The 23,381-nt window shown below is 68.4% G+C and carries 24 protein-coding genes; 8 read left to right on the forward strand and 16 right to left on the reverse strand.

Annotation, left to right across the window (positions count from 1 at the left end; translation table 11 throughout):
• The first annotated feature begins 7 nt into the window (after positions 1-7).
• The 4 genes from urtC to MLG_RS00960 all read left to right on the forward strand — a co-directional run bounded on the left by urtC (position 8) and on the right by MLG_RS00960 (position 4,074).
• Entirely contained in the window at positions 8-1,102 is a 1,095-nt protein-coding gene (gene urtC, locus MLG_RS00945) for an urea ABC transporter permease subunit UrtC (protein WP_011627941.1), read from the forward strand.
• Positions 1,099-1,941 carry an urea ABC transporter ATP-binding protein UrtD gene (gene urtD / locus MLG_RS00950; RefSeq protein ID WP_011627942.1) on the forward strand — a complete coding sequence of 281 codons (843 nt, stop codon included), beginning with the start codon at positions 1,099-1,101 and terminating at the stop codon, positions 1,939-1,941. Before urtC ends, urtD begins: the two co-directional genes overlap by 4 nt.
• Before the next feature lies 1 nt (position 1,942).
• Complete coding sequence (gene urtE, locus MLG_RS00955) at positions 1,943-2,632, forward strand: urea ABC transporter ATP-binding subunit UrtE (protein ID WP_011627943.1); 690 nt, start codon at positions 1,943-1,945, stop codon at positions 2,630-2,632.
• Positions 2,633-2,796: 164 nt separating this feature from the next.
• Positions 2,797-4,074 (forward strand): MFS transporter, encoded by a 1,278-nt coding sequence (locus MLG_RS00960; protein WP_011627944.1) that lies wholly within the window; start codon positions 2,797-2,799, stop codon positions 4,072-4,074.
• A 48-nt stretch (positions 4,075-4,122) separates the two neighbouring features.
• Here the strand turns inward: MLG_RS00960 and MLG_RS00965 are convergent, their stop codons facing one another.
• The 5 genes from MLG_RS00965 to MLG_RS00985 form a co-directional block, all read right to left on the reverse strand.
• Positions 4,123-5,073, reverse strand: a complete 951-nt coding sequence (locus MLG_RS00965; protein WP_156774615.1) for a TAXI family TRAP transporter solute-binding subunit — start codon at positions 5,071-5,073, stop codon at positions 4,123-4,125.
• Between the two features lie 545 nt (positions 5,074-5,618).
• Entirely contained in the window at positions 5,619-6,626 is a 1,008-nt protein-coding gene (locus tag MLG_RS00970; RefSeq protein WP_011627946.1) for a M14 family metallopeptidase, read from the reverse strand.
• Positions 6,627-6,645: 19 nt separating this feature from the next.
• A complete protein-coding gene (locus MLG_RS00975) occupies positions 6,646-8,079 on the reverse strand; it encodes a hypothetical protein (protein WP_011627947.1) in 1,434 nt (477 codons plus the stop codon).
• 39 nt (positions 8,080-8,118) lie between these two features.
• On the reverse strand, positions 8,119-8,790 hold the full coding sequence (murU, locus tag MLG_RS00980) for an N-acetylmuramate alpha-1-phosphate uridylyltransferase MurU (RefSeq protein WP_011627948.1): 672 nt from the start codon (positions 8,788-8,790) through the stop codon (positions 8,119-8,121).
• The gene (locus MLG_RS00985) at positions 8,787-9,797 is read right to left on the reverse strand and encodes an aminoglycoside phosphotransferase family protein (RefSeq protein ID WP_011627949.1); all 1,011 of its coding nucleotides are present in this window, start codon (positions 9,795-9,797) and stop codon (positions 8,787-8,789) included. The genes murU and MLG_RS00985 overlap by 4 nt, the downstream gene beginning before the upstream one ends.
• A 147-nt stretch (positions 9,798-9,944) precedes the next feature.
• Here MLG_RS00985 and MLG_RS00990 point away from each other — a divergent pair, with 147 nt between their 5' ends.
• The 3 genes from MLG_RS00990 to pdxA are packed head-to-tail and all read left to right on the forward strand — an operon-like array spanning position 9,945 to position 14,532.
• The gene (locus MLG_RS00990; RefSeq protein ID WP_011627950.1) at positions 9,945-12,218 is read left to right on the forward strand and encodes an LPS-assembly protein LptD; all 2,274 of its coding nucleotides are present in this window, start codon (positions 9,945-9,947) and stop codon (positions 12,216-12,218) included.
• Positions 12,219-12,238: 20 nt separating this feature from the next.
• Entirely contained in the window at positions 12,239-13,540 is a 1,302-nt protein-coding gene (locus MLG_RS00995; RefSeq protein WP_011627951.1) for a peptidylprolyl isomerase, read from the forward strand.
• Positions 13,537-14,532 (forward strand): 4-hydroxythreonine-4-phosphate dehydrogenase PdxA, encoded by a 996-nt coding sequence (gene pdxA / locus MLG_RS01000; protein ID WP_011627952.1) that lies wholly within the window; start codon positions 13,537-13,539, stop codon positions 14,530-14,532. The genes MLG_RS00995 and pdxA overlap by 4 nt, the downstream gene beginning before the upstream one ends.
• Positions 14,533-14,542: 10 nt before the next feature.
• Here the strand turns inward: pdxA and MLG_RS01005 are convergent, their stop codons facing one another.
• From MLG_RS01005 to lptM, 9 genes are all read right to left on the reverse strand, one after another.
• Entirely contained in the window at positions 14,543-14,782 is a 240-nt protein-coding gene (locus MLG_RS01005) for a MoaD/ThiS family protein (protein ID WP_011627953.1), read from the reverse strand.
• Between the two features lie 16 nt (positions 14,783-14,798).
• The gene (locus MLG_RS01010) at positions 14,799-16,097 is read right to left on the reverse strand and encodes an MFS transporter (RefSeq protein ID WP_011627954.1); all 1,299 of its coding nucleotides are present in this window, start codon (positions 16,095-16,097) and stop codon (positions 14,799-14,801) included.
• A 63-nt stretch (positions 16,098-16,160) separates the two neighbouring features.
• Positions 16,161-17,222 (reverse strand): succinylglutamate desuccinylase/aspartoacylase family protein, encoded by a 1,062-nt coding sequence (locus MLG_RS01015; protein WP_011627955.1) that lies wholly within the window; start codon positions 17,220-17,222, stop codon positions 16,161-16,163.
• Between the two features lie 2 nt (positions 17,223-17,224).
• Positions 17,225-17,755 (reverse strand): gamma carbonic anhydrase family protein, encoded by a 531-nt coding sequence (locus tag MLG_RS01020; RefSeq protein WP_011627956.1) that lies wholly within the window; start codon positions 17,753-17,755, stop codon positions 17,225-17,227.
• Between the two features lie 62 nt (positions 17,756-17,817).
• Positions 17,818-18,702 carry a universal stress protein gene (locus tag MLG_RS01025; protein ID WP_011627957.1) on the reverse strand — a complete coding sequence of 295 codons (885 nt, stop codon included), beginning with the start codon at positions 18,700-18,702 and terminating at the stop codon, positions 17,818-17,820.
• A gap of 124 nt (positions 18,703-18,826) precedes the next feature.
• On the reverse strand, positions 18,827-19,213 hold the full coding sequence (locus MLG_RS01030) for a cupin domain-containing protein (RefSeq protein ID WP_011627958.1): 387 nt from the start codon (positions 19,211-19,213) through the stop codon (positions 18,827-18,829).
• A gap of 158 nt (positions 19,214-19,371) precedes the next feature.
• Positions 19,372-19,947, reverse strand: coding sequence for a TetR/AcrR family transcriptional regulator (locus MLG_RS01035; RefSeq protein ID WP_011627959.1), 576 nt, complete (start codon positions 19,945-19,947; stop codon positions 19,372-19,374).
• A 127-nt stretch (positions 19,948-20,074) separates the two neighbouring features.
• Positions 20,075-21,322 carry a diaminopimelate decarboxylase gene (gene lysA, locus MLG_RS01040; protein WP_011627960.1) on the reverse strand — a complete coding sequence of 416 codons (1,248 nt, stop codon included), beginning with the start codon at positions 21,320-21,322 and terminating at the stop codon, positions 20,075-20,077.
• 23 nt (positions 21,323-21,345) lie between these two features.
• The gene (lptM, locus tag MLG_RS15020; RefSeq protein ID WP_011627961.1) at positions 21,346-21,468 is read right to left on the reverse strand and encodes an LPS translocon maturation chaperone LptM; all 123 of its coding nucleotides are present in this window, start codon (positions 21,466-21,468) and stop codon (positions 21,346-21,348) included.
• Positions 21,469-21,615: 147 nt separating this feature from the next.
• On the opposite strand from lptM, the gene MLG_RS01045 reads away from it, so the two are divergent.
• Positions 21,616-22,296 carry an alpha/beta hydrolase gene (locus MLG_RS01045; RefSeq protein WP_011627962.1) on the forward strand — a complete coding sequence of 227 codons (681 nt, stop codon included), beginning with the start codon at positions 21,616-21,618 and terminating at the stop codon, positions 22,294-22,296.
• Positions 22,297-22,309: 13 nt separating this feature from the next.
• Here MLG_RS01045 and MLG_RS01050 read toward each other — a convergent pair whose 3' ends face one another.
• The gene (locus tag MLG_RS01050) at positions 22,310-22,804 is read right to left on the reverse strand and encodes an FKBP-type peptidyl-prolyl cis-trans isomerase (RefSeq protein WP_011627963.1); all 495 of its coding nucleotides are present in this window, start codon (positions 22,802-22,804) and stop codon (positions 22,310-22,312) included.
• Positions 22,804-23,370, reverse strand: coding sequence for a hypothetical protein (locus tag MLG_RS15315; RefSeq protein WP_041717853.1), 567 nt, complete (start codon positions 23,368-23,370; stop codon positions 22,804-22,806). The genes MLG_RS01050 and MLG_RS15315 overlap by 1 nt, the downstream gene beginning before the upstream one ends.
• Positions 23,371-23,381 lie beyond the last annotated feature (11 nt).

The following is a 23,381-nucleotide window of genomic DNA, read 5'->3' on the forward strand; positions in this document are numbered from 1 at the left end:
AATCAGCATGCGACAACCCATGATCATGCGCCTGGCGGGGCTGCACTCTCCCAGGGGATGGCTGCTCTTCCTCCTGCTCAGCGCCGCCGTCCTGCTGCTGGTGCCGGTGCTCAACCGGGTGGTGCCGCCGGATTCGTTCTTCTACATGCCCAACTGGATGGTCACCCTGCTGGGGCGCTTCCTCTGCCTGGCGCTGGTGGCCCTGGCCCTGGACCTGATCTGGGGCTACACGGGCATCCTCAGCCTGGGGCACGGGGCCTTTTTCGCCGTGGGCGGCTACGCCATGGGCATGCACCTGACCCGCAACACCTACGAGGAGGGGAGCGTGCCCAACTTCATCCAGTTCCTGGGCATGTCGGACTGGCCCTGGTTCTGGGCGCCCTTCGAGTACTTCTGGGCCACCGCCCTGCTGGTGGTGCTGGCCCCCGGGCTGCTGGCGCTGGTGTTCGGCTTCCTCGCCTTCCGCTCCCGGGTGCGGGGGGTCTACTTCGCCATCATCACCCAGGCCCTCACCTTCGCCCTGATGCTGCTCTTCTTCCGCACCGAGACGGGGCTGGGGGGCGACACCGGGCTCACCAACTTCCAGGAGGTGCTGGGCTTCTCCCTGCGCTCCAACGATGCCCGCCTGACCCTCTACCTGCTCAGCGGCGTGGTGCTGATCCTGGCCTACCTGCTCTGCCGGTTCATCGTCACCTCCAAGCTGGGCCGGGTGCTCACCGCAATCCGGGACGCCGAGAGCCGGGTGCGTTTCACCGGCTATAACCCGCTGCGCTACAAGCTCTTCGTCTGGACCTTCTCGGCCATGCTCTGCGGCCTGGCGGGCGCCCTGTACGTGCCCCAGACCGGGGTGATCAACCCCGGCGAGATGGCCCCGGCGGTCTCCATCGAGATGGCCGTCTGGGTGGCCCTGGGCGGGCGCGGCACCCTGGTGGGGGCGTTGGCCGGGGCGGGCATCGTCAACGGCGCCAAGAGCTGGTTCACCGCCGCCTACCCGGAGCTGTGGCTGTTCTTCCTGGGGGCGCTGTTCATCTTGGTGACCCTGTTCCTGCCCAGGGGGGTGGTGGGGCTGTTCGACCGCTTGCGCAAGGAGAAACGCTCATGAAGCCGCTGGAACTGCTACAGGAGCTGCGCCGGCGTGACCGCGTCTTTCCCTTCATCGACGAGGCGCCGCCGCCCCATCCGAGGCTGGACACCCGCCACGGGCCCATCCTCTACGTGGAGGGCATCACGAAGAGCTTCGACGGCTTCAAGGCGCTCGACGACCTGACACTTTACGTGGGTGACGGGGAACTGCGCTGCCTGATCGGCCCGAACGGCGCCGGCAAGACCACGCTGATGGACGTGATCACCGGCAAGACGCAGCCCGATACCGGCCACGCCTGGTTCGGCCAACGCCTGAACCTGCTGCGCATGAACGAGCACGACATCGCCCAGGCGGGTATCGGGCGCAAGTTCCAGAAGCCCACGGTGTACGAGAACCTCACCGTCCACGAGAACCTGGAACTGGCCATGCACGCCCACCGGGGGCTGATGACCAGTCTGTTCTGGCGGCTGGACGGCGAGCAGCGGGACCGGGTGGATGAGATCCTGGAACTGATCGGGCTCAAGGAGGAGGGGCACCGGGCCGCCGGCCTGCTCTCCCACGGCCAGAAGCAGTGGCTGGAGGTCGGGTCGCTGCTGATGCAGAACCCCCGGCTGCTGCTGGTGGACGAGCCGGTGGCGGGCATGACCCCGGCGGAGACGGAAGCCACGGCCGAACTGCTGGTCTCCCTGGCCGGCAAGCACTCGGTGGTGGTGGTGGAGCACGACATGGAGTTCGTACGCTCCATCGCCCGCACCGTCACCGTCCTGCACCAGGGCAGCGTGCTGGCCGAGGGCACCATGGACCAGGTGCAGAACGACCCGAAGGTGCGCGAAGTCTACCTGGGCGAGGAGGCGTGACATGCTCGAGATAAAGGGGCTCAACCAGTATTACGGCGGCAGTCACATCCTCAAGGGCGTGGATCTCGCCGTGGAGCAGGGCACCTGCGCCTGTCTCATGGGCCGCAACGGCATGGGCAAGACCACCCTGCTCAAGTGCCTGATGGGCCTGGTGCCCATCGCCGATGGCAGCATCACCTTCCAGGGCCGGGAGATCAGCCGCTTGAGGCCCCAGCAGCGGGCGCGCATGGGCATCGGCTACGTGCCCCAGGGGCGGGAGATCTTCCCCCAGCTCACGGTGGAGGAGAACCTGCGGGTGCCCCTGGCGGGCAAGCGCTCAAGGGGTATCCCGGAGCGGATCTTCGAGCTTTTCCCGGTGTTGAAAGAGATGGCCCGCCGGCGGGGGGGCGACCTCTCCGGTGGGCAGCAGCAGCAACTGGCCATCGGCCGGGCACTGGTGCTGCAGCCTGAGATCCTGCTGCTGGACGAGCCCAACGAGGGCATCCAGCCCAATATCGTCCGCCAGATCGGCGAGGTGATCCGGATGCTGAACCGGGAGGAGGGCCTGACCATCCTGCTGGTGGAGCAGAAGCTGCCGTTCGCCCGCGCCACCGGTGATCACTTCACCCTGCTCAACAACGGCCGTGCGGTCGCCTCCGGCGCCATGAGTCAGCTCAGTGACGAGCTGATCCAGGAGCACATGACGGTGTGAGCCGCGTCACCACCGGTCCCCGGGGTTACCCACCATTGGGTACCCCCGGCTGGCTTGCTCCGCCTCCGATGGGTGATTTAACCGGCGTACCCTCTTTGCGACGCTGAGGGTGGCAGCGGACGAGCGGGTCCGTCCGTCCACTCAGCAATCCGGGAGGGGGTGGCATGGCCAGCGAGCGATTCAAACAGTACTCCATCCTGACCGCGAACACCTTTGCGTTCACGATCATGTTCATGGTCTGGACCGTGTTCGGCGAGATCGGTGTGCCCATTCAGGAGGAGATGGGCCTGAGCGATACCCAGTTCGGTCTGCTGACGGCCGTACCCATTCTGACGGGCTCGCTAGTGCGTCTGCCCTTGGGGGCCTGGACGGACAAGTACGGCGGTCGGCCCGTGTTTTTCATCCTCATGCTGGCCGTGCTGCCGGGACTCTGGCTGGTGCAGTTCGCCACCGAGTACTGGCAGCTGCTGGTCCTGGGCGCCATGGTGGGTCTGGCGGGCGGCTCGTTTTCGGTCGGCATCACCTACACGGCGAAATGGTTTCCGCGGGAGCGCCAGGGCCTGGCGATGGGTGTCTTCGGCGCGGGCAACGCCGGCGCGGCGGTGACCAAGTACGTGGCGCCGACCATCATCGTGGTGTTGAGCTGGCAGGCGGTGTCGAACATCTATGCCGCCATCGTGGTCGTTACCGCCATCCTGTTCTGGTTCTTCACCTATACCAACCCAGAACACCGCACTGCGGACGCGCCGAAGCTGCGCGAGCAGATCGCCGTACTCAACGACCCGAAGGTCTGGAAGTACTGCCAGTACTACTCGGTGGTGTTCGGGGGCTACGTGGGCGTTTCGCTCTATCTGACCCGGTATTACATGCTCGAGTACGGTGTCGGTATCCAGCTCGCCGCCCTGATCGCCACCATCTTCGTGCTGCCCTCCGGCGTGATCCGGGCCTTCGGCGGCTGGCTGTCAGATCGCTTTGGCGCCCATACGGTGACCTGGTGGTGCATGTGGGCGAGCCTGGTGAGCTTCTTCTTCATGTCCTATCCGCCCACGGACTACACCATCCACGGCCTGGACGGCCAGACCACCACCTTACACCTGGCCATGCCGGTGTGGCTGTTCACGGCGCTGCTGTTTATCGTCGGTATCGCTTGGGGGATCGGCAAGGCCTCGGTGTTCAAGTACCTCTCCGATGAATACGACCGCAACCTGGGGCTGGTGTCGGGCATCGTGGGTTTGGCCGGCGGGATGGGCGGCTTCCTCCTGCCGCCCATGTTCGGTGCGCTGATCGACCTGACCGGGGTGCCCACCACCATCTGGATGCTCTGCTTCGGCTTCACCCTGGTCTCGGTGGTCTGGATGTGGTGGACCGAGCGCCGCGAGCCGGTGCTGACCCGCGACCGGTACCACCAGCCCACCCTGAAGGCGGACGATCAGACCCGCTGATTCGAGGGTCGAGGCGGGCGCCGGCCGCCGGGCCCGCCTGCGTGGGGGCTACTCGGCCTCGGGCGGGATGCGGTCGCCGTCCACCGCGTAGCCCTGGTCCCGATAGTAGCGGATGGCGCCGGGGTGGAACCACATCACGGTGTTGCGGTCCAGGTGCTCCGGCCGGGTGTCTGCCGCTGCCGGGTGCAGGGCCTCCGACAGGTTCGGGTGCTCCAACACCCGGGCCATCAGCTCGTAGACCAGGTCCTCCGGCAGGTCCTTGCTGCCGATGGCGAAGTTCCAGAACGCCACCGAATGCTGGGTGGTGGTCTGGCTGTCGTAGGTCGCTGCGGGGATGCCGAAGGGGGCCACCGGGAAGGCCTCCACCAGCCGGGCCTGCTCCTCCTCCGTGAAGGTGAACAGATGCACGTCATGGCGCGCCTCCAGGTTCTGGAATGCCCGGATCGGGAGGCCGGCGCAGAAGGCGAAGGCATCCACCAGGTTGACCGCCACGTAGTCGGCGAGCTGGTTCGCGCCGTCGTACTGGTACTGCACGTCCTCCACGCCCAGGGCCTCCAGGAAGCGCGGCCAGTAGTTGGCACAGGTGCCGCCCATCGGGCCCACCCCCACTCGGCGGCCGGCCAGGTCGCTGATCTCCTCGATCCCGGAGTCGGCCAGGGTGATGACCTGGAAGGGGGTCTGATACATCGGGAAGAGCGCGCGCACGTTACGCATCTCCACCCCGGGGGCCACGTCCGACTTACCGTGCCAGGCCTCCCGGGCCGGCCCCAGGGTGGTCAGGCCCAGCTCCACATCACCGCTGTGGACCAGGGCCATGTTGTGATAGGGCCCGCCGGTGTTCTCCGGCACGGTGTCCACCCCAAGCTCCTGACTGATCAGCCGCGCCAGCCCCTCGCCGTAGACCGCATAGGTGCCGCCGGGGGAGGCGGTTCCGAGACGCAGGGTGGCCTGCCACGGATTGTCCTCTGCCAGCGAGGGGGTGGCTGTGCCCAGCACCATCAAGGCAGGGATCCAAGCCGCCCAGGCCCAGCAGCGGCGGCGGTGAGTCGTTGGCTTTGCGTGCATCTCATACCTCCCGCGTCCATCCGGAGCGCTCCGCCGCCGGGAGGAGGCCGGCGGGCAGCGGCTCCGGGCATGTCTCATCCGATCATTATGGGCCGGAACGGGCCCGGTTTCCTGCGGCCGCTCGGTTGTCAAGGGCGAAAGCCAGCCCCTGTTACTCGGTTGTGCACATGCGGGCAAGCCGCTCCGGCCAGACTCGGCCCCTTCCCGTTCCGTCGGTTTCAGATCCAAAGCGTTTCATAACTCATTGATTTACTGGCTTCATGAGCCGACTGGTGGAAAAACCACCAATCCGGGGCGACCAGTATCGATCAAGCACTTGGCGCCCTTTCCAGCAACAATCCACAAAGTTATCCACAGTTTCTGTGGATGACCGGGGTCGCCGGGCAAGCGCTTCCGGGGTCGGTCGGAGGTTGGGGCACTACGGCCAGTCGCCGCGGGGCTATGGACTGATTCGCGCCCGGTGCGGTCAGCCTCCCACGTCAACCCGCTGTTGGATAGCGCTCCATCAGGTAGCAGAGACAATCCTGGCGAATGACCCGCTCATCGCGGGTGAGCATGGCCGGCATCATTGGGCGCCGCAGCAGGATCTCGCCCCCTTCGTGAAAGAAATAGGCGTCGCAGGCCTCCTGGCCGGCATTGTCCTCGACGGACAGGAAGGCGTTGCTGCCGGGCCGGACGCGGCAGAAAGCGGTACCGGCGGGCAGCTCGTGGAAGTTCAGATTATCCAGATCGGGCAGCAGTTGCAGGTCCACGTCACGGCGGTCGAAGCCGAAGGTGTGCTGGCGCGGTATCCGTACGGTGGCCACGGTGTGGTAGACGCCCAGGTCGGCGGGCTCGACATGATCCGGAATCTCCTGCAGGTGCAGGGCGTCCTCGATGAAGGCGCGGGCGTGGGTGGCCGCCGCGCGGCTGCCGGGCTGGCCGCACTCCACGGTGACCGCCGGGCAGAGCTCCGCCAGCGCCAGCGACTGCACCCCGCGGGGACGGGTGAAGTAGACCAGGGTGCGCGAGAAGAGCGAGGCCAGGAAGAGGTAGCGGGCGTCGAGCCGGTTGACGCAGCCGTAGAAGGGGTTGCGGCCGGTGTTGTTGTGGATGTCCAGACTGGCGAACACCCCGCGGGCGGCCAGCCGGGCCACCACCTCGGCCATCAGCCGGCGCTCGGGACAGTCCGGGTAGTCGGTGCCTGGCCAGACGCGGTTGTAGTCCGGCTGGTGGTCGAGCCGGCGGACGCCGTGGCGCGCGGCCTGCACGTTACCGATGAACAGCGTAAGGGCGCGCGGCAGGGTCCGGCCGGACCAGTCCTTCAGCAGCGCCTGCACGGCCTCGATGCCGGTGGTCTCGTTGCCGTGCAGCAGGGTGGTGACAAACAGCGGCGGGTTGCGCCGGCCGGGGATGTGGATGAGGCTGGGGCCGCCGAGGATCTCCTCCATGGCGGTAGGGGGGGCTTGCAGGAAGCCGTCGGGTATCGCGTCGTAGACCTTGAGCATGTCGTTATTGTAACGCCGGCTAGAGCGCCCAGCGGTGGACGGGTTCCCCGGTCTGCTGGTGGCGGAGCATTGCCTGTACCAGTGCCGGGGCGTTAGGGCCGTGGCGGTGCCACCAAGCGCGCTGCCAAGCGGCCCCGGTACGGCCGCTGGTCACCCGCTCGCGGATGAGCCCCAGCCAGTGGCGGATCTCGTCGCCGGCCACGTCCTGGTGCTCCAGGCCCACCCGGGCCAGTGGCAGCAGTTCCTCCAGGATGAGCTCCCTCAGCGGCCCCTGGCGCTGGCCCAGCCAGGTGACCGTGGCGTCCAGGCCGTGGCGGGCGGCGCTGTAGAAATTGGCCTCGGCGGTGACGAAGGGCAGGCGCCCCTCCAATTCCGGCTCCTTGAGCAGCAGCCCGTGCACCAGACCATAGAAGAAGGCGGCGTTGGCCACCACGTCGGCCAGGGTGGGCCCGGCGGCCATCACCCGGTGCTCAATGCGTAGGTGGGGGTCGTGCCCGCCGTGCGGTTCCACCAGCGGGCGGTTCCAGCGCCAGATGGTGCCGTTGTGCAGCCGCAGGTGGGCCAGGTCCTCCGGCGGGGCGTCCTGGAGCACCGGCAGCAGCACCGGGAAGTGCTGGCGGTTCTCCACAAACCAGCCGTAGAGGGCATCCCGGGCATAGCCGCTGCCGAAGCCCACCCGGGCCAGGGGGCCGGCATGGCCACCGTGCAGGGGGGTCACCGCGACCGCCTGTTCGAACAACGGGATGCGGGTCTCGGCCCAGAGCAGGTGGTCGAACAGCAGCGGTGAATTGGCGGCGGTGCCCACGGTGGCGGCGGAGGCGGCCACCGCGGCGTTAAACAGCCGGTGGGCGTTGCCGGGACTGACCTGCAGATGCAGTTGCAGGGAGGTGGCAGCGGACTCCAGCATCACGTCCGGGTGGTCCAGAGTGATGTGCTCCTCGCCGCGGATGTCCAGGTGGATCGGGCGCCGGTTGCGCAGGGCCAGGACCTGCTCGTTCAGCGCCTGGTAGCGCTTTAGGCCGGACATGGCCGCCACCGAGAGATCCGCCTCACGCACCGAGGGCAGGATGCCCACCAGCGTGGGCTGGCACTGCTGACCCCGGGCGGCCTCGCGCAGCCGGGCCCAGCGCTGCTCCAGCACCCCGGCCAGCTCGCTGAACGGCCGTCCCGGCAGGGCGACGGGATCGGTGTTGAGCTCCAGGTTGTAGCGCGCCAGCTCGGTCTCCAGGTGCGGGTCATTGCACTGCCGGATGACCTCCTCGTTGCGTGGGGTCGGCAACCCCTGGTCATCCACCAGCCAGGCCTCCAGCTCCAGCCCGATGCGTGCCGGCTCGTCCCGGAAGCGGCCCTCCTGCAGCCACTGCTTGAGCAGGGCGGTCTCCTCCTTGAGGCGGCGGGAAAAGCGGTGGAAGTGCTCCGGCGTGAAGTGGGTCTCGTCGATCTCCTGGCCCATGCTTGCTCCTCTCCGGGCCGCCAGTGCGCCCCGTCGGCGTCAATCGGTGTGCTGTAGTTCCGCATCCAGGCTGCGCAGCCGCTCCGGCGTCCCCACATCGAGCCAGCGCCCGCGGTGATGCTCGCCGGTGACCTGACCGGCGGCCATGGCCTGCCGCAGCAGGGGGGCCAGCGGGAAGGCGCCCGGGGCGGTCCCGTTCCACAGGGCCGGCTGGAAGACACCGATGCCGGCGTAGGTCAACCGGCGCCCGGGGCCCTCAGCGCGGACCCGGCCCTGCGCCAGGACGAAGTCCCCGTCTCTATTGTGATCGGGGTTGTCCACCAGTACCAGGTGGGCCAGTCCCCGGGGGACGCGCAGCAGCGGTTGCAGGGCAAGATCGCACCAGATGTCGCCGTTGATCACGAGGAAGGGGGCCTCGCCCAGCAGCGGCAGTGCCTGGCGGATGCCTCCGCCGGTCTCCAGTGCCCCCTCGGGCTCGCGGGAGTAGGCCAGACGGAGGCCGAAACGGTGACCATCACCCAGGTGCTGCTCGATCCGGGCGCCCAGCCAGGCGGTATTGATCACCACCTCGCGGACCCCGGCCCGGTGCAGTGCCCGCAGGTGATGCTCGATCAACGGCCGGCCGGCGACCGGCAGCAGCGGCTTGGGGGTGTGGTCGGTGAGCGGGCGCATGCGCTCGCCGCGCCCGGCGGCCAGGATCATCGCCTTCATCGGACCAGCTCCGAGGCGCGGCCGTGCCAGGCGTCCAGCAGGTCGCGCAGCGGCGCCAGACCGGGTTGGCGATCGGCGGCGGCGTACAGGTAGTCGAGGAAGCGGGGGGCGTCCTTGAGGTACTCGCGCTTGCCGTCGCGGTAGCGCAGGCGGGCGAAGATGCCCAGCACCTTCAGGTGGCGCTGCACGCCCATCCAGTCCACGTCCACCAGAAAGCTGTCGTAGCGCGGGGCCACCGGCACCGAGCGCATGCCGGCGATGCGCCAGTAGTCGTGAAGCCACTGCGCCACCCGGTCATCGGGCCAACTGATGAAGGCGTCCCGGAACAGGGAGGCCACGTCGTAGGTCACCGGACCGGTGGCGGCGTCCTGGAAGTCCAGCACCCCGGGGCCGTCTGGCAGCGGCATCAGGTTGCGGGGCATCCAGTCGCGGTGGATCCAGACGCGGCCCTGGCTGGAGACCCGGTAGATCAGCTCTTCGACCAGGGCGTCGAAAGCCCGGCGTTCGTCCGGGTTGATGGCGACGCTGAGGTGGCGGCCCAGGTACCAGTCGGTGAACAGCTGCAGTTCCCGGCGCAGGGCCGCCGCGTCGTAATCCGGGAGCTCGCCGGAGCGGCTCGCCCGCTGCCAGAGGATGAGTGCATCCAGCGCCTGGGCGAACAACTCGTCGGCGTTGTCCTCGGTAAGCGCCTCCAGGTAGGTCTGGTCGCCCAGGTCCTCCAGCAGCATGAAGCCCTGGTCCAGGTCCACGGCGTAGATGTAGGGCACCCGAAGCCCGGCGCTGGCCATCAGTTGCTGGACGTGGACGAAGGGCTGGCTGTTCAGGGTGCCGGGGGGCGCGTCCATCACCACCCGGCTGCCCTCCGGGTGGTGGATGCGGAAATAGCGGCGTGCGCTGGCATCACCGGAGACCGGCTGGAGCGGTTCCGGCGGCATGCCGAGCTGGCGGTGCAGCCAGTGTTGCAGCTGTTGCTGTCGGGCGTCGGTGTGGGTGCTGATACCGGTCATGGGTCTCGGTCGCTGATTGGGCAGGCCTTATTCGGCGTCATCCCCTCGCAAAATGCAAGCCTGCCAGCCGCCCATGCTGCGCTGCAATGGGCATGACATGACGGGATTAGCGGTTACAATGCGGGCTTGTCGGCCGGATAAAAGCCCGTGAGACGTCTGATTCCCATTGCCATTACCGGTTCCCTGCTGTGGGGGGCGGCGGTCCAGGCCCAGGGGCCCACCGCCGCCGAGCGCGAGGCCTACTTCGCCGAGCGCCAGCGGGCCCTGTGTGGCCCACCGCTGGTGATGCCGCTGGATGCGGTGGACACCGCCCTGCGCCACCGGCCCGAGACCCCTGCCACCGTGGATGCGGACGCTATTTACTACGATGGTGCGGCCGGGCGGTACCGCTTCCGTGGCGATGTCCTGATGCAGCGCCTGGATCAGCGGCTGCGCAGCGAGGAGGTGCGCTACGATCACGCGAGCGGTCGGGTCGATCTGCCCTTCCCCTTCGTGTACGAGGAGGCCGGGCTGGCGCTGACCGGCGAGAGCGGCTGGCTGCAGTTGCGCGAGGACCGCGGCGAGGTGGTGGCCGGCGAGTTCATGCTGGATGAGCGCAACATCCGCGGGCGGGCCGAGCGGCTGGAACTGGCGGACGCCCAGCGCTCCCGTTACGAGGATGTGGGCTACACTACCTGCCGGCCCGGTAACGAGGACTGGTGGCTGCAGGCCCGCGAGCTGGAGCTGGATCGCGAGGAGGGGCTGGGTACGGCCCGCCACGCCTGGTTCACCTTCCTCAACGTGCCGTTGTTCTACACCCCCTGGATCACCTTCCCCATCGACGACCGGCGCCGGACCGGGTTGCTGGCGCCGGGGTTTGCCACCTCGGACCGCCATGGCACGGACATCACCGTGCCCGTCTATTGGAACATCGCCCCCAACTACGACGCCACCCTGGTGCCGCGCTGGATCGAGCGCCGTGGCGCCCTTCTGGGTGGTGAGTTCCGCTACCTGCAGGAGGCCTTCTCCGGCGAGCTCTACGGTGAATACCTGCCCAATGACAGCCTCGCCCGGGACGACCGCTGGCTGCTCGGCATCGACCACCGGGGGCGGTTGCCCCGGGGCTGGCGCTATGACGCCGATATCAACCGGGCCAGCGACGGCGACTACCTGCGGGATTTCGGCAGTGGCCTGCTGGAGACCAGCTCCAGTCACCTGCAGAGCCGGGGGCGCCTGCGCAATCGCTGGAACGACTGGGCGGTGGCGGCCGAGGTCCAGCACTGGCAGACCCTGGACGACGACCTGCGCAATCCCTACCGGCGCGAGCCGCGCCTGACCGCGGACTACCAGGGCCCCTTCCGTGCCGGGCAACCGCGCTACCGGCTGAACACCGAATACACCCGCTTCGCCCTGCCCGACACCGATGCCGACCGGCCCGAGGGTGAGCGCATGGACATTGCTCCGCGGGTGGAGTGGCGGTTGCACCGGCCCTGGGGCTATCTGACACCGGCGGCCGCGCTGCGCCACACCCAGTACCGGCTGGACGACCCGGTACCGGGCGCGGACGACCGCAGCCCCCGGCGCACCGTGCCCACCTTCAGTGTCGACTCCGGTCTGTTCTTCGATCGCCCCTTCGACTGGGACGGACGCCCCATGGTGCAGACCCTGGAGCCACGGGTGTTCTACGTCTACACCCCGGAGCGCCGGCAGGACGACCTGCCGGTGTTCGACACCTCCCGCCGGGATTTCTTCTTTGATGGCCTGTTTCGCGAGGACCGCTTCAGTGGCGCCGACCGGGTGGGGGATGCCGACCAGGTCACCGTCGCACTGACCACCCGCTTCGTCGACCTGGGGGGCGGTCGGGAGTGGCTGCGTGCCAGCCTCGGCCAGATCCATTACCGGCGCGACCGCCAGGTGACGTTGTTCCCCGAGACCGACCGCGCGGCGGACCGGCGTAGTCGGTCCGATTATATGGCCGAGATGCGTAGCGAGTTACCGGGCGGGGTGCTGGCCCAGGGCGAGTACCGGTACAATCCCTATGACAGCCGCTCCGAGCAGGGGGCGTTCCGGCTGGGCTGGCACCCGCGGCCGGACCTGTTGGTTGGCGCCGGCTACCGGATGCGCTACGGCGATGAGGGCCGGGACGTGGAACAATCGGACCTGGCCGCGGTCATCCCGTTGGGCCCCCGTTTCAGTCTGATCGGCCGTTGGCTCTATTCCCTCGCCGACGACAACAGCCTGGAGACCGTCGGTGGGCTGGAGTACCGGACCTGCTGCTGGCGGGTGCGGGCCATGGGCCGGCGCAGTTTCGAGGGGGCCGGCGCCGAGCCGGACACCTCTATTATGCTGCAGTTCGAGTTCACCGGCCTGGGGCAGGTGGACTCGGGCAGCACCGATTTCCTGCAGGACAGCATCTACGGCTATGAGGGCGACCGCTTTTGACGCCCGGGATTGAGAGGAACATGACCGCAATCACCCGCATCACCCTGACCGGCGCGCTGCTCGCCGCCGCCCTGCTGCTGGCGGCCCTGCAGCCGGCGCGGGCCGAGACCCTCGACCGCATCGTCGCCGTGGTCGACGACCAAGTGGTCCTGGCCTCCGAGCTGGAACGGGAGCTGGCCACCATCGCCAACCAGTTGCGCAGCCGGGGCCAGCGCCTGCCGCCCCGGGACGTCTTCCAGCGCCAGGTCCTGGAGCGGCTGATCACCCAGCGGGTGCAGCTCTCGCGGGCCCAGCGGGTGGGGATTACCGTGGATGACGCCACCCTGGACGCGGCCATGCAGCGCATGGCACGGCAGAACAACATGACCCTGGGCCAGTTCCGCCAGGCGGTGGAGCAGGAGGGCTTCGAGTACAACTACTTCCGCGAGGGGATCCGCGAGGAGATTGCCATCAGCCGCCTGCGCCAGGCCCAGGTGGAGGAGCAGGTGACGGTCACCCCGCAAGAGGTGGAGGAGGTGCTGGAGACGTTGGACGATGAGAACCAGGAGTACCGCCTCGGCCACATCCTGGTCGCGACGCCGGAGGCGGCCTCGACCGCCCAGTTGGAGGAGGCGCGGGAGCGGATCGAGCAACTGCGCGAGCAGATTATCGCCGGCGAGACCGATTTCGAGGGCGCGGCCACCGCCTTCTCCGATGCCGCCTCCGCCATGGAGGGGGGCGACCTGGGCTGGCGGTTGCACAGCCAGTTGCCGAGCCTGTTCGCCGAGGCGATTGATGAGGGCTTGCAGGCCGGCGAGGTCAGCGGGGTATTGCAGAACAGCAGCGGTTTTCACCTGGTCAAGCTGATGGACCAGCGCACCCAGGGCGGCGAGCGGGTCACCGAAACCCGGGCCCGGCACATCCTCATCCGGACCGATGGCGACGTGATCACCGACGAGGACGCCCGCCTTCGGCTACGTAGCCTGCTGGAGCGCATTGAGGCGGGTGAGTCCTTCGCGGAACTGGCGGAGGCGTACTCCGAGGATCCGGGCAGTGCGGCCCGGGGCGGGGATCTGGGCTGGACCCAGCCCGGCCAGTTGGTGCCGGAGTTCCAAGGGGCCATGGATGCCCTGGAGGAGGGCCAGATCAGCGCCCCCTTCGCCTCCCCCTTCGGCTGGCACATCGTGCAGGTCACCGATCGGCGGGAGCGCGATGTCAGCCGCGAGCGCCTGCGCGACCAGCTGGCCCAGCAGATCCACCAGCGCAAGGTGGAGGAGGCGTTCGAGCAGTGGATCCGCCGCCTGCGCGATGAGGCGTACGTGGATGTGAGGGTCGAGCTTTGAGCCTGCCGCGGCTGGCCCTTACCGCCGGCGAGCCGGCCGGTATCGGGCCTGATCTCTGCCTGATGGTCGCCGCGGAGCCGCTGGCGGCCTCGCTGGTGGTGCTTGGCGACCCGCAATTGCTGCGGGCGCGTGCTGCCCTGCTGGGGCTTGAGGTGCGTATCGAGCCGGTGGAGAGCGCGCCTGCCGGCCCCCACCGGCCGGGGGTGCTGCCGGTACTGCCGGTCCCGATGGCGGGGGCCCGGGAGCCCGGCCGGCTGGACACCCGCAACGCCGATCACGTGCTGGCCCTGTTGGAGCGCGCCGCCCGGGGCTGTCTGAGCGGTGAGTTCGACGCCGTGGTCACCGCCCCGGTGCACAAGGGCGTGATCAACGAGGCCGGCCATCCCTTCAGCGGCCACACCGAATTCTTCGCCGAGCGGACCGGAGGCCAATTGCCGGTGATGATGCTGGCCGCGGACACCCTGCGCGTGGCCCTGGTGACCACCCACCTGCCGCTGCGGGCCGTCGCCGACGCCATCACCCCCGAGCGCCTGGAGCGGGTCATCACTACCCTGGCGCACGACTTGGAGGCCCGCTTCGGCATTCGCCGGCCCTGTATCCGGGTGTGCGGCCTGAACCCCCACGCCGGAGAGGGCGGGCACCTGGGGCGCGAGGAGATCGAGGTCATCGAGCCGGTGCTGGAGCGGCTCCGCGGCCAGGGGCTCGACCTCGACGGACCGCTGCCCGCGGACACGGCCTTTACCCCGCGCCACCTCCAGGGGGCCGACGCCGTGCTGGCCATGTACCACGATCAGGGGCTGCCCGTACTCAAGCATGCGGGCTTCGGCCGGGCGGTGAATATCACCCTGGGCCTGCCCATCATCCGTACCTCGGTGGACCATGGCACGGCGCTGGACCTGGCGGGCACCGGGCGGGCCGAGCCGGGCAGTCTGCTGGAGGCGCTGGAGCAGGCGCGGCGGATGGCCGGGGCCAGCCGCCGCGCGGTCGTCTAGCGCCGCCGGTTCATCCGCCGCTCACCGGTGGCAGCAAAACCAGGGTGTCGTCCGGCTTCAACGCCGTCTCCCGGCTCACCAGCTCGTCGCCCACGGCGTAGGCCACCCGCTCCAGGTGGGGCGCCAGCTCCGGCTTTTCTGCGGTGAGGGCGGTCAGGGCATCGGCCACCGTGGCCCCCTCGTCCAGGGTCAGGGTCATGCGCGGCTGGCCCATGACCTCTTCCAGAATCCCGTAAAACTCTACTTGCACGTCGCGTTCACCCGAATCAGTCGTGTTTCACATGTATGTTACGGCAATGGGTCTCGTGGAGCAGCAGGGAGGCGGCCAGGGCCAGCGCGGCAAAGGCGCACAGCAGCACCAGCCCCCCCTGGTATTCCGCGACGCCGTAGTCGCTGCGCCCGGCGGCGAGCAGTAACAGGTCCATGATCCAGCCGAAGATGGGCTGAAACAAGGCCGCGCCCAGGAATAGCCCGGTGTTGACGAAGGCGATGCCCATGCCGGCCAGGGCCGGCGCGGTCACCTCCTTGGCGTGGGCGTAGGCCACCACGAAGCAACCGGCGGACAGCCCCAGCGCCACGAACAGCGCCATGGCCAGCGGCCCGGGGCCCCAGGGCAGCAGCCACAACCCCAGGCAGACGGCGAAATAGACCACCGCCCCGCCGATCAGTACCGGCCGGCGCCGGCCCACCCGGTCCGAGTACATCCCCGCCACCAGGCAACCGATGGCGAAGGCGACCGTGGCCAGGGTCGGATAGAGCGAGGCGGCGCTGCGGTCCAGCTCGTGCAGGTCGCGCAGCAGCGGTACCGCCCATAGCCCCACGAAGCCGAAGAAACTGCCGGTGATGCCGAAATCGTACACGGCCCCGGGCCAAAGCTTGCGGTTGGCGAACACCGCCCGCAGGTCCTTCAGCCAGTGCTGGTCGCGGGCGGCGTGGGCGGTCTTGCCCTCCATCTCCCGCACCGATGGGAAGCCCGCATCCTCGGGCTTGTTATAGACCTTCAACCAGGTGGCCACCGCCAGCACGATGGAGAATACCCCCAGGGCGACGAACACCGTACGCCAGTCGTAGTGGTCCAGCACCAGGGCCAGCGGCCCGGTGGCGGCGATGGCCCCGGCATTGCCCAGCAACAGGGTCAGACCGCTGATGGAGCCGTACTGGCGTTCGCTGAACCAGACGCTGTTGCTCTTCATCAGCCCGACGAAGACGGTGGAGACCCCCAGCCCCACCAGGAAGCGGCCCACGCTGGCCATGGCGAAGGTGTCCGCCAGGCCGAACAGGATCGAGCCCACGCCCGCCACCAGGCTGCCCGCCAACACCGCCCAGCGTGACCCGAGGGTATCCGCCAGTACCCCGGAGGGGATCTGCATGGCGGTGTAGATGTAGTAGTACATCGCCGCCAGCGAGCCGAGGGCGGCGGCGCTGGTGCCAAAGGCCTCGGTAAGGTCACCGGAGACTGATCCCGGGGCCATACGGTGAAAAAACACCAGCATGTAGGCCAGGATCAGGATGATATAGATGGTCCAGCGGACCTGCTGGAAGTGGCGGTGGTCGTAAGCAGTCAAATTGGGTCCCCCAGCCTTTGTCGGGTTGTTATCGGCCGGCCCGGTGCCCGTGCCGGCGGGGGCTCAGACGATGGGCGGCTCCTCGGAGGGCGGGTAGTCGCCGTTCAGCCCCTCCTCGAATGCGGCCCACTGGGCCGCCACCCGTTCGGCGCGGGCGGCCTGATCGTATCGGGCCACGTGGTACAGCGCCTCGCCCTCGTTCACCAGCGGCAGGTTATTGCGGCCCACCACGATCCCGCTGAAGGGCGCATGGACGGGCAGCTCGCGCTCGCCGAAGGGGTCTGCAATATAACCCAGTACCTGCCTTTGTTTCACGTGGGTCCCGAGAGGGCTGACGGTGCGGAAGATGCCGTCTTGTTCGGCGCGCACCCATTGCGAGGCATTGGCGACATAGCTCTGGCGGGAGCCACCGGTGTGCCGCCCGCTCCGTGACGGCAGCATACCCAGACTGCGCATCACCCGCACGGTGCCGGCCAGTCCGGCCTTGATGGCCGGCTCCTGGAAGCGCAGGGCCTCACCCGCCTCATAGGTGATCACCGGGATGCCGGCATCGTCCGCCACCGCCCGCAGGCTGCCCTCAATCAGCCCACTGTTCAGGGTGAGCGGCATGCCAAAGGCGCGGGCCATGGCGGCGGCTTCGGCATTCTCCAGGTTGACCCGGATCTGGGGGAGGTTGTCCCGATGGATGGCGGCGGTGTGCAGGTCGATGACGTGGTTGCAGCGCTCGACGATCCCGGTGCGGAACAGGTAGGCGGTGCGGGCGCCCAGGGAGCCTCGCTCGCTGCCCGGGAAACAGCGGTTGAGATCGCGCCGGTCAGGCAGGTAGCGGGAGCGGTGGATGAACCCGAAGACGTTGACGATGGGCACTGCCACCAGAGTGCCGGCCAGCTGGCGCAGGGCCGAGAGCTTGAGCAGCCGGCGGATGATCTCCACGCCGTTGATCTCGTCGCCGTGGAGCGCGGCACTGACCAGCAGCACCGGCCCCTCGCGTCGGCCGTGCACCACCTGCACCGGCATGTGCAGCTGGGTGTGGGTGTAGAGTTGGGCCAGCGGCACATCCACCGTGGCGCGCTGTCCGGGGCGGACCTCCGTGTCCAGGATGCGGAAGGGCGCCCGGCGCGCCATGCCTACTCGCCGTCCCGGTGGCGGTTCTTCACCTTCACGTAGTGGCGTGCGGAGTAGACCAGCTTCTCGCGTTCCTCGTCGGTGATCGGCCGGGCCGGCTTGGCCGGACTGCCCACGTACAGGTGCCCGCCCTCCAGCTTTTTGCCGGGCGGCACCAGGGCGCCGGCGGCGAGGATGCTCTCGTCACCGAGTTCCGCACCGTCCATGATGATGGCGCCCATGCCGATCAGGCAGCGGTCGCCCACGGTGCAGGCATGCACGATGGCCTTGTGGCCCACGGTGACGTCCTCACCAATGTGGGTGGCGAAGCCCCCCGGGCTGTAAGGCCCGTCGTGGGCGACATGGACCACGCTGCCGTCCTGGATGTTGCTGCGCTTGCCGATTCGGATGAACTGCACGTCACCGCGCACCACGGCCATCGGCCAGATGGAAACATCCTCTGCCAGGGTCACGTCGCCGATGACCACGGCGCTCTCGTCGATCCAGGCGGAGTCGGCGATGTCGGGGTAACGGCCCAGATAGTGGCGGATCATGTAGGTACCCTTTGCGTCTTACTCGGTGTGTGAGATCGGGCGGGTGTCGCGCTGGCCCTGCTCTAGATGACGACGGTCACCGGGCAGGGCGCGGTCTCCACCACCCGGTGGCTGACGCTGCCTATCAGCGCCTCGCCAAGCACGCCTCGGCCGTGCCGGCCCATGATCACCGTTGGTGACTGGTCCTGCCGCGCCCGGGCATGCTTCACGATGGCGTCCGATGGCCGCGCCGTGGTCAGCAGCGTCTCCTCCACCCCGGACGGTACCTTGCCCAGGGCCTCGCGGGCGCGGGCGAAGATCGCCTCGGGCTTCTCGTCGCCCGGGTCGACCCCACCCCTCGGCTGGCAGAAGATCAGCTCCACCGGCACCGAGGCGTTACGTGCCATGTCGCCGGCCAGCGCGGCGGCCGCTTGGCTGTGCCCGGAGCCATCCACAGGTAGTAGGATCAGGCCCAAGCGCGCCGTGCCCTCATGCTCGGCATCGTCGTGGACCACGGTCACCGGGCACTGCACCCGGTGCAGGATCTCGTTGCTGACACTGCCCTCCACCAGCTTGACCAAGTCGCTCATGTGGCGGGCCCCCAGCACCAGCAGGCAATCGGACTGGCGGCGCACGTGATCGGCCACCACCCGGCCCGGGCGGTGGACCAGGCTTTCATCGTCCGGCTCGAGGGTGAGGCATTCCGGCTCCAGCGAGGGGTCGAGAATGGCGCGTGCCTTTTCGAACGCCTGCCGGGCGTTTTCGAGTTGCTCCGCCCGGTCCTGGTCGGTCTCCGGCTTGCGGTTGGCCGGCAGGTCGCTGAATTCGGCAGGGATGGGGGGCATGACATGCACCAGCTGCAGGCGCGCGTGCAGCACCTGCGCCAGCAACCCGGCATGGCCCGCGGCGGCCACGCACGCCGGCGAGCCGTCCACGGGCAGTATCACCAGGGCAACGCGTTCGCTCATGGACCTTATCTCCCTGAGTGGTTATTGGTCTGTCCCTAGACTAGCGCAGGTTGCCCCGCGGCGTCGCCACCCCGGGAGGTCTGCCGGCACCGATGACGGCCTCCGCCAACGGTGCCGGCGCGGTTCAGCTGTCCAGCTGCTCTTTCAGGTGGGCCAGGGTCTGGCAATGCTCTTCTTGTGGGCTGAACAGGATGATCTCGGCGTCCTGCTCCACCCGGAGGGTGTGCCCCGGTGGCCAGTAGAAGAGGTCGCCGGCGGCCACGGCTTCCTCGCTGCCGTCGCGGTAGGTCATGACCAATCGCCCCTGGATCATGTAGCCCCAGTGGGGGGATTGGCAGAGATTGTCCTTCAGCCCCTCAAGCAGGGGCGTGATATCAGTGCCGGCCTCGAGGGAGAAGTACTCCCCGGTCATCTTGCTGTAGCCCGTGGCGTCGCCAAAATCCAAAACCTGGCGGGCGATGGCGCCCGGGGCGTTGAACACCTGAGGTACATCCGACTTCGCGATACGCATGGTGGCCTCCTCCTGCACAGCAGGGTTATGCGGGTAGACCGATCAGTCTAACTGGCAGTCTAGGAAAGCCCGGGGGGTGGTCAAGCAAACGATTTTCCGTTGTGTGTACGCCGGCTCGCGTGCAGACAAGATCCCTGCGGAAAAGGGTGCCCCGGTGATCAGGCGGCGCTGTGGTTGAAGTGGAAATCGAGCATGGCCCGCAACGGTGCCGGGTCCCGCTGCAGGCGGCTGCGCAGTGCCGCCCCCTCCCAGCAGTCCAGCAGCAGGTCGGCCATATGGTGGACGTCGGTGTCGGGCGGCAGGTCGCCGCGCAGCCGCGCCTGTTCCAGGCAAACCGCGATTCGTGCCGTGATCTCGGCGAAACACCACTCGATCTTGTAGCGGAATACATCGCTGGCCGCGGAAAGTTCCTGGCCCAGGTTGCCGAGCAGGCAGCCGCGATAGCCCTCGCGACCGTATTTCTCCAACGACAGCGCGAAGAAGGTGTGAATCCGCTCCAGCGGCGCGCGCTCCGGGGCGCTGAGGCAGGCGTCCAGGCCGGCGTGGACCTCCCGCATGTATCGGTCCACCACCTGCAGGGCAAAGTCCTGTTTGCTGCGGAAATGGTGATAGAACGAGCCCTTGGGAACGCCGCTGGCGGTGAGCAGCGTTTGCACGCCCAGGTCGTTGTAGCCGTGCTGCAGCAGCAGGTCCAGGCCGACCTCCAGCAGGCGTTGCTTGGTGTCCTTGCGCATGGCGGAACCCGTAGACCGATCAGTCTATATCAAGACTAGGCCAAGGCCGGCCGGCGTCAAGGTGGAGAGGGCCAATGCCGCCCGATCAAGTCGTGCCCGGCCGTTGCTCCTCCTTCGCTGGCCCGGGTCAGTCGAGCAGGTGCTCGCCGCGCCAAAGGGCCCGCAACGGTTCGCGTTCGCGCACCAAGTGGTGACAGCCGCCAGCCACCAACACCTCGGCCGGGCGCGGACGGGTGTTGTAGTTGGACGCCATTACGAAGCCGTAGGCGCCGGCGGAGTGCACCGCCAGCAGGTCGCCCTCGGCCAGGGCCAGCTCGCGCTGCTTGCCAAGGAAGTCGCCGGTCTCGCAGACAGGGCCGACGATATCCCAGGGCAGGGTGTCGGTGTCGGCCCGCGGGCGCACCGGGGTGATCGCGTGCCAGCCGTCGTAGAGCGAAGGGCGGAGCAGGTCGTTCATCGCGGCGTCGACCACGGCAAAGCGCTGCTCCGAGCCGTCCTTCAGGTATTGCACCCGGGTGATCAGTACGCCGGCGTTGCCCACCACGGCCCGGCCGGGTTCCATCAGCAATTCCAGGTCGCGGCCCTGAAGCCCGTCCAGCAGGACCCGGGCGTAGTCCTCGGCCGCCGGTGGGGTCTCGTCCCGGTAGCGGATGCCCAGACCGCCGCCCACGTCGAGATGCCGGATGGTGATCCCCTCAGCCGCCAGCCGGTCTACCAGTGCCAGCACCCGCTCCAGGGCGTCGGCGATGGGTGAGAGGTCGGTGAGTTGCGAGCCGATGTGAAAGTCCACCCCCTCCACGCTAAGGTGGGCGGCGTTGGCCGCCTGGCGGTAGATGGCCTCCGCCTCACGGATGTCGATCCCGAACTTGTTCTCGCGCAGCCCGGTGGAGATGTAGGGGTGGGTGCGGGCGTCCACGTCCGGGTTGACGCGCAGGGATACCGGGGCGGTCAGTCGCAGCTCGCCGGCCACCCGGTTGAGTCGCGACAGCTCTGCAGTGGACTCCACATTGAAGCAGCGGATACCCACCTCGAGCGCCCGGCGCATCTCATCTGCGGTCTTGCCGACGCCGGAGAAGACCACCCGGCGCGGATCGCCGCCGGCGGCCAGGACTCGCTCCAGTTCCCCACCGGAGACGATATCAAAGCCGGAGCCCAGGCGCGCCAACAGTTGCAGCACCGCCAAGTTGGAGTTGGCCTTGACCGCGTAGCAGACCTGGTGCGGGTGGTCACCCAGCGCCTGGTCGAAGCCGCGCCAAGCCGATTCGATGGCGGCCTTGGAGTAGACGTAGGTGGGGGTGCCCACCTGTTCTGCGATGTCTTCCAGTGGCACGGCCTCGGCACACAGCCGGCCGTCCTGCAGCGTGAACGCTTGCATGGGGTCTGGGCTCTCCGGGGTGATCAGTGGTGCGACTGCTCGGTCTCGTCGTCCGGCATGTACAGTGGCCCCTTCTGCCCGCAACCGGCCAGGAGGGTGGTGCTCAGGACGAGGAGGACCAGGATGGCCAGTACGGTAGTGCGCATGGGACGGGCCGGATGGGTGAATGGACCGGACATTATACGCCGCCGGACGACAAATCCCAGCAAAACTGACCCAGCGCAAGGTGCTTCGCTCCGGTCGGCGCTAGGCTGGGCGTCCCACAGAATAACAATGGCTTTCGGAGAGGGTCTATGGACAGTCAGCGATTGGAGCGCGTCGAGGTGTCCACCGGCGCCAATCCCACCGCCAGTGTGATCTGGCTGCACGGGTTGGGTGCCGATGGCCACGATTTCGAGCCCATCGTCCCGGAGCTGCGCAAGACGGCGGCCCAGGGCGCCGTGCGGTTTGTCTTCCCGCATGCCCCGAAGCGGCCGGTGACGGTGAACGGGGGGGCCGTGATGCGCGCCTGGTACGACCTCTACGACCTCGGCATCAACCGCGCCGGGGAGGACGAGGCGGGCATCCGCGAGGCGATGGACCTGGTGCGGGGGCTGGTCGATGAGGAAAAGGCGCGGGGCGTCCCGGCCGGACGGATCGTCCTGGCTGGGTTTTCGATGGGGGGTGCCGCGGCCCTGTTCAGCGGGTTGCGGCACGACGAGCGGCTGGCCGGGCTGATGGGCTTGTCCTGCTATCTGCCCCTGGCCGACCGGCTGGCCGATGAGCGTGATCCGGCCAACAGCGGGACGTCGGTGCTGCTGGTCCATGGCAGCTACGACCCGGTGTTGCCTATGCCCTTGGGGGTGGCCGCCCGCGATACCTTGCAGGGGCTGGGTTATCCCGTTGAGTGGCAGGACTACCCCATGGAGCACCAGGTCTGCATGGAGGAGATCGCCCTGGTGGACGACTGGCTCAGTCGGGTGCTGTCCGACTGAGCCGAGGTGCGCTTCAGGAGTCGTCGTGCTGGCCCTTGGCGGTGGCGTCGCGGGCGTGCTGGGCGCGTACCTCCTCCTTGGTCGCCGGGCGCACTTCGCGCACGTCCAGCTCGAAGGTGAGTCGGCGGCCGGCCAATGGGTGGTTGCCATCCAGAATGGCGCCGTTCTCGGTCAGGCGTAGGACCTTGAGGGTGAAACGCCGGCCGTGGGAGCCGCTGGTCAGTTGTTGGCCCTCGTACAGCTCCAGGTCGTCCGGGAGGAACTCGCGGTTGGCCTCGAACACCAGGTTCTCCTTGTGCGGGCCGTAGGCCTCTTCCGGGGGCAGGGTGACCCGGTGGGGCGTGCCCGCCTCGAGGCCCTCCAGCGCCTCTTCCAGCGCGGGCAGGATGTGCCGGTAGCCGTGCAGGTAGACCATGGGGCCGGACTGTTCGCTGTCGTCCAGCAGGGTCCCGTCTTCGTCCTTTAGCCGGTAATGCACGGTGGCCACGGTGTTCTTGCGGATCTTCATCAGCGTTGTCTCCTGCCGCGCATCAGGTACCAGAGCAGCGCGGCGATGAGGATGGGTGTAAGGGCCAGCAGGGTCCAGGTGGCGGCCGCCTTGGAGGCGGGTGCGCCATGGGTTTCCGCCAGGTGGTCGGTAATCACCCGCCATTCCCCCGACTCCAGTTCGGCGCCGTAGGCCAGACGCATGCGCCAGACGGTGAAGGCCCAGCCCGGCCAGGTTCGTGCCTCGCGGTCGAAGTCGCCGGCATCGTGGCACTCCATGCAGCGGCGTTCGGTCAGGCGAACCGGGTAGGGGCGTGCGGCCAGTTCCGCCTCGCGGGCCTCCCGCTCGGCGCGCTCGGCCGCCTCGCGCTCACGCCGGCGTTCCTCCGCCGCCTGGCGTTCGCGTTCGATGGCCTCGCGACGAGCCTGCCGCTCCTCCTCGGTCATGCCCTCCTCGATGGGGTCGACCATCAGCTCTTCCGCCGACATACCGGCGTGGCCGGGTAGGACGGGGAGGCCCATGGCGAGCAGCAGGCCGGTCAACCCGGCAATCAGGCGCCCATGGGTCCCGACGGTTGGGTGCGGCATGATCGGCGCGT

Source organism: Alkalilimnicola ehrlichii MLHE-1 (assembly GCF_000014785.1).
Lineage (GTDB): Bacteria > Pseudomonadota > Gammaproteobacteria > Nitrococcales > Halorhodospiraceae > Alkalilimnicola > Alkalilimnicola ehrlichii.

What these genes read in the sequence shown, in the direction of transcription:
- urtC (WP_011627941.1), top strand. Translation starts at nt 8, where the DNA reads ATGCGACAACCCATGATCATGCGCCTGGCGGGGCTGCACTCTCCCAGG.
- urtD (WP_011627942.1), top strand. Translation starts at nt 1,099, where the DNA reads ATGAAGCCGCTGGAACTGCTACAGGAGCTGCGCCGGCGTGACCGCGTC.
- urtE (WP_011627943.1), top strand. Translation starts at nt 1,943, where the DNA reads ATGCTCGAGATAAAGGGGCTCAACCAGTATTACGGCGGCAGTCACATC.
- MLG_RS00960 (WP_011627944.1), top strand. Translation starts at nt 2,797, where the DNA reads ATGGCCAGCGAGCGATTCAAACAGTACTCCATCCTGACCGCGAACACC.
- MLG_RS00965 (WP_156774615.1), bottom strand. Translation starts at nt 5,073, where the DNA reads ATGGTGCTGGGCACAGCCACCCCCTCGCTGGCAGAGGACAATCCGTGG.
- MLG_RS00970 (WP_011627946.1), bottom strand. Translation starts at nt 6,626, where the DNA reads ATGCTCAAGGTCTACGACGCGATACCCGACGGCTTCCTGCAAGCCCCC.
- MLG_RS00975 (WP_011627947.1), bottom strand. Translation starts at nt 8,079, where the DNA reads ATGGGCCAGGAGATCGACGAGACCCACTTCACGCCGGAGCACTTCCAC.
- murU (WP_011627948.1), bottom strand. Translation starts at nt 8,790, where the DNA reads ATGAAGGCGATGATCCTGGCCGCCGGGCGCGGCGAGCGCATGCGCCCG.
- MLG_RS00985 (WP_011627949.1), bottom strand. Translation starts at nt 9,797, where the DNA reads ATGACCGGTATCAGCACCCACACCGACGCCCGACAGCAACAGCTGCAA.
- MLG_RS00995 (WP_011627951.1), top strand. Translation starts at nt 12,239, where the DNA reads ATGACCGCAATCACCCGCATCACCCTGACCGGCGCGCTGCTCGCCGCC.
- MLG_RS01015 (WP_011627955.1), bottom strand. Translation starts at nt 17,222, where the DNA reads ATGGCGCGCCGGGCGCCCTTCCGCATCCTGGACACGGAGGTCCGCCCC.
- MLG_RS01020 (WP_011627956.1), bottom strand. Translation starts at nt 17,755, where the DNA reads ATGATCCGCCACTATCTGGGCCGTTACCCCGACATCGCCGACTCCGCC.
- MLG_RS01025 (WP_011627957.1), bottom strand. Translation starts at nt 18,702, where the DNA reads ATGAGCGAACGCGTTGCCCTGGTGATACTGCCCGTGGACGGCTCGCCG.
- MLG_RS01030 (WP_011627958.1), bottom strand. Translation starts at nt 19,213, where the DNA reads ATGCGTATCGCGAAGTCGGATGTACCTCAGGTGTTCAACGCCCCGGGC.
- MLG_RS01035 (WP_011627959.1), bottom strand. Translation starts at nt 19,947, where the DNA reads ATGCGCAAGGACACCAAGCAACGCCTGCTGGAGGTCGGCCTGGACCTG.
- lysA (WP_011627960.1), bottom strand. Translation starts at nt 21,322, where the DNA reads ATGCAAGCGTTCACGCTGCAGGACGGCCGGCTGTGTGCCGAGGCCGTG.
- lptM (WP_011627961.1), bottom strand. Translation starts at nt 21,468, where the DNA reads ATGCGCACTACCGTACTGGCCATCCTGGTCCTCCTCGTCCTGAGCACC.
- MLG_RS01045 (WP_011627962.1), top strand. Translation starts at nt 21,616, where the DNA reads ATGGACAGTCAGCGATTGGAGCGCGTCGAGGTGTCCACCGGCGCCAAT.
- MLG_RS01050 (WP_011627963.1), bottom strand. Translation starts at nt 22,804, where the DNA reads ATGAAGATCCGCAAGAACACCGTGGCCACCGTGCATTACCGGCTAAAG.
- MLG_RS15315 (WP_041717853.1), bottom strand. Translation starts at nt 23,370, where the DNA reads ATGCCGCACCCAACCGTCGGGACCCATGGGCGCCTGATTGCCGGGTTG.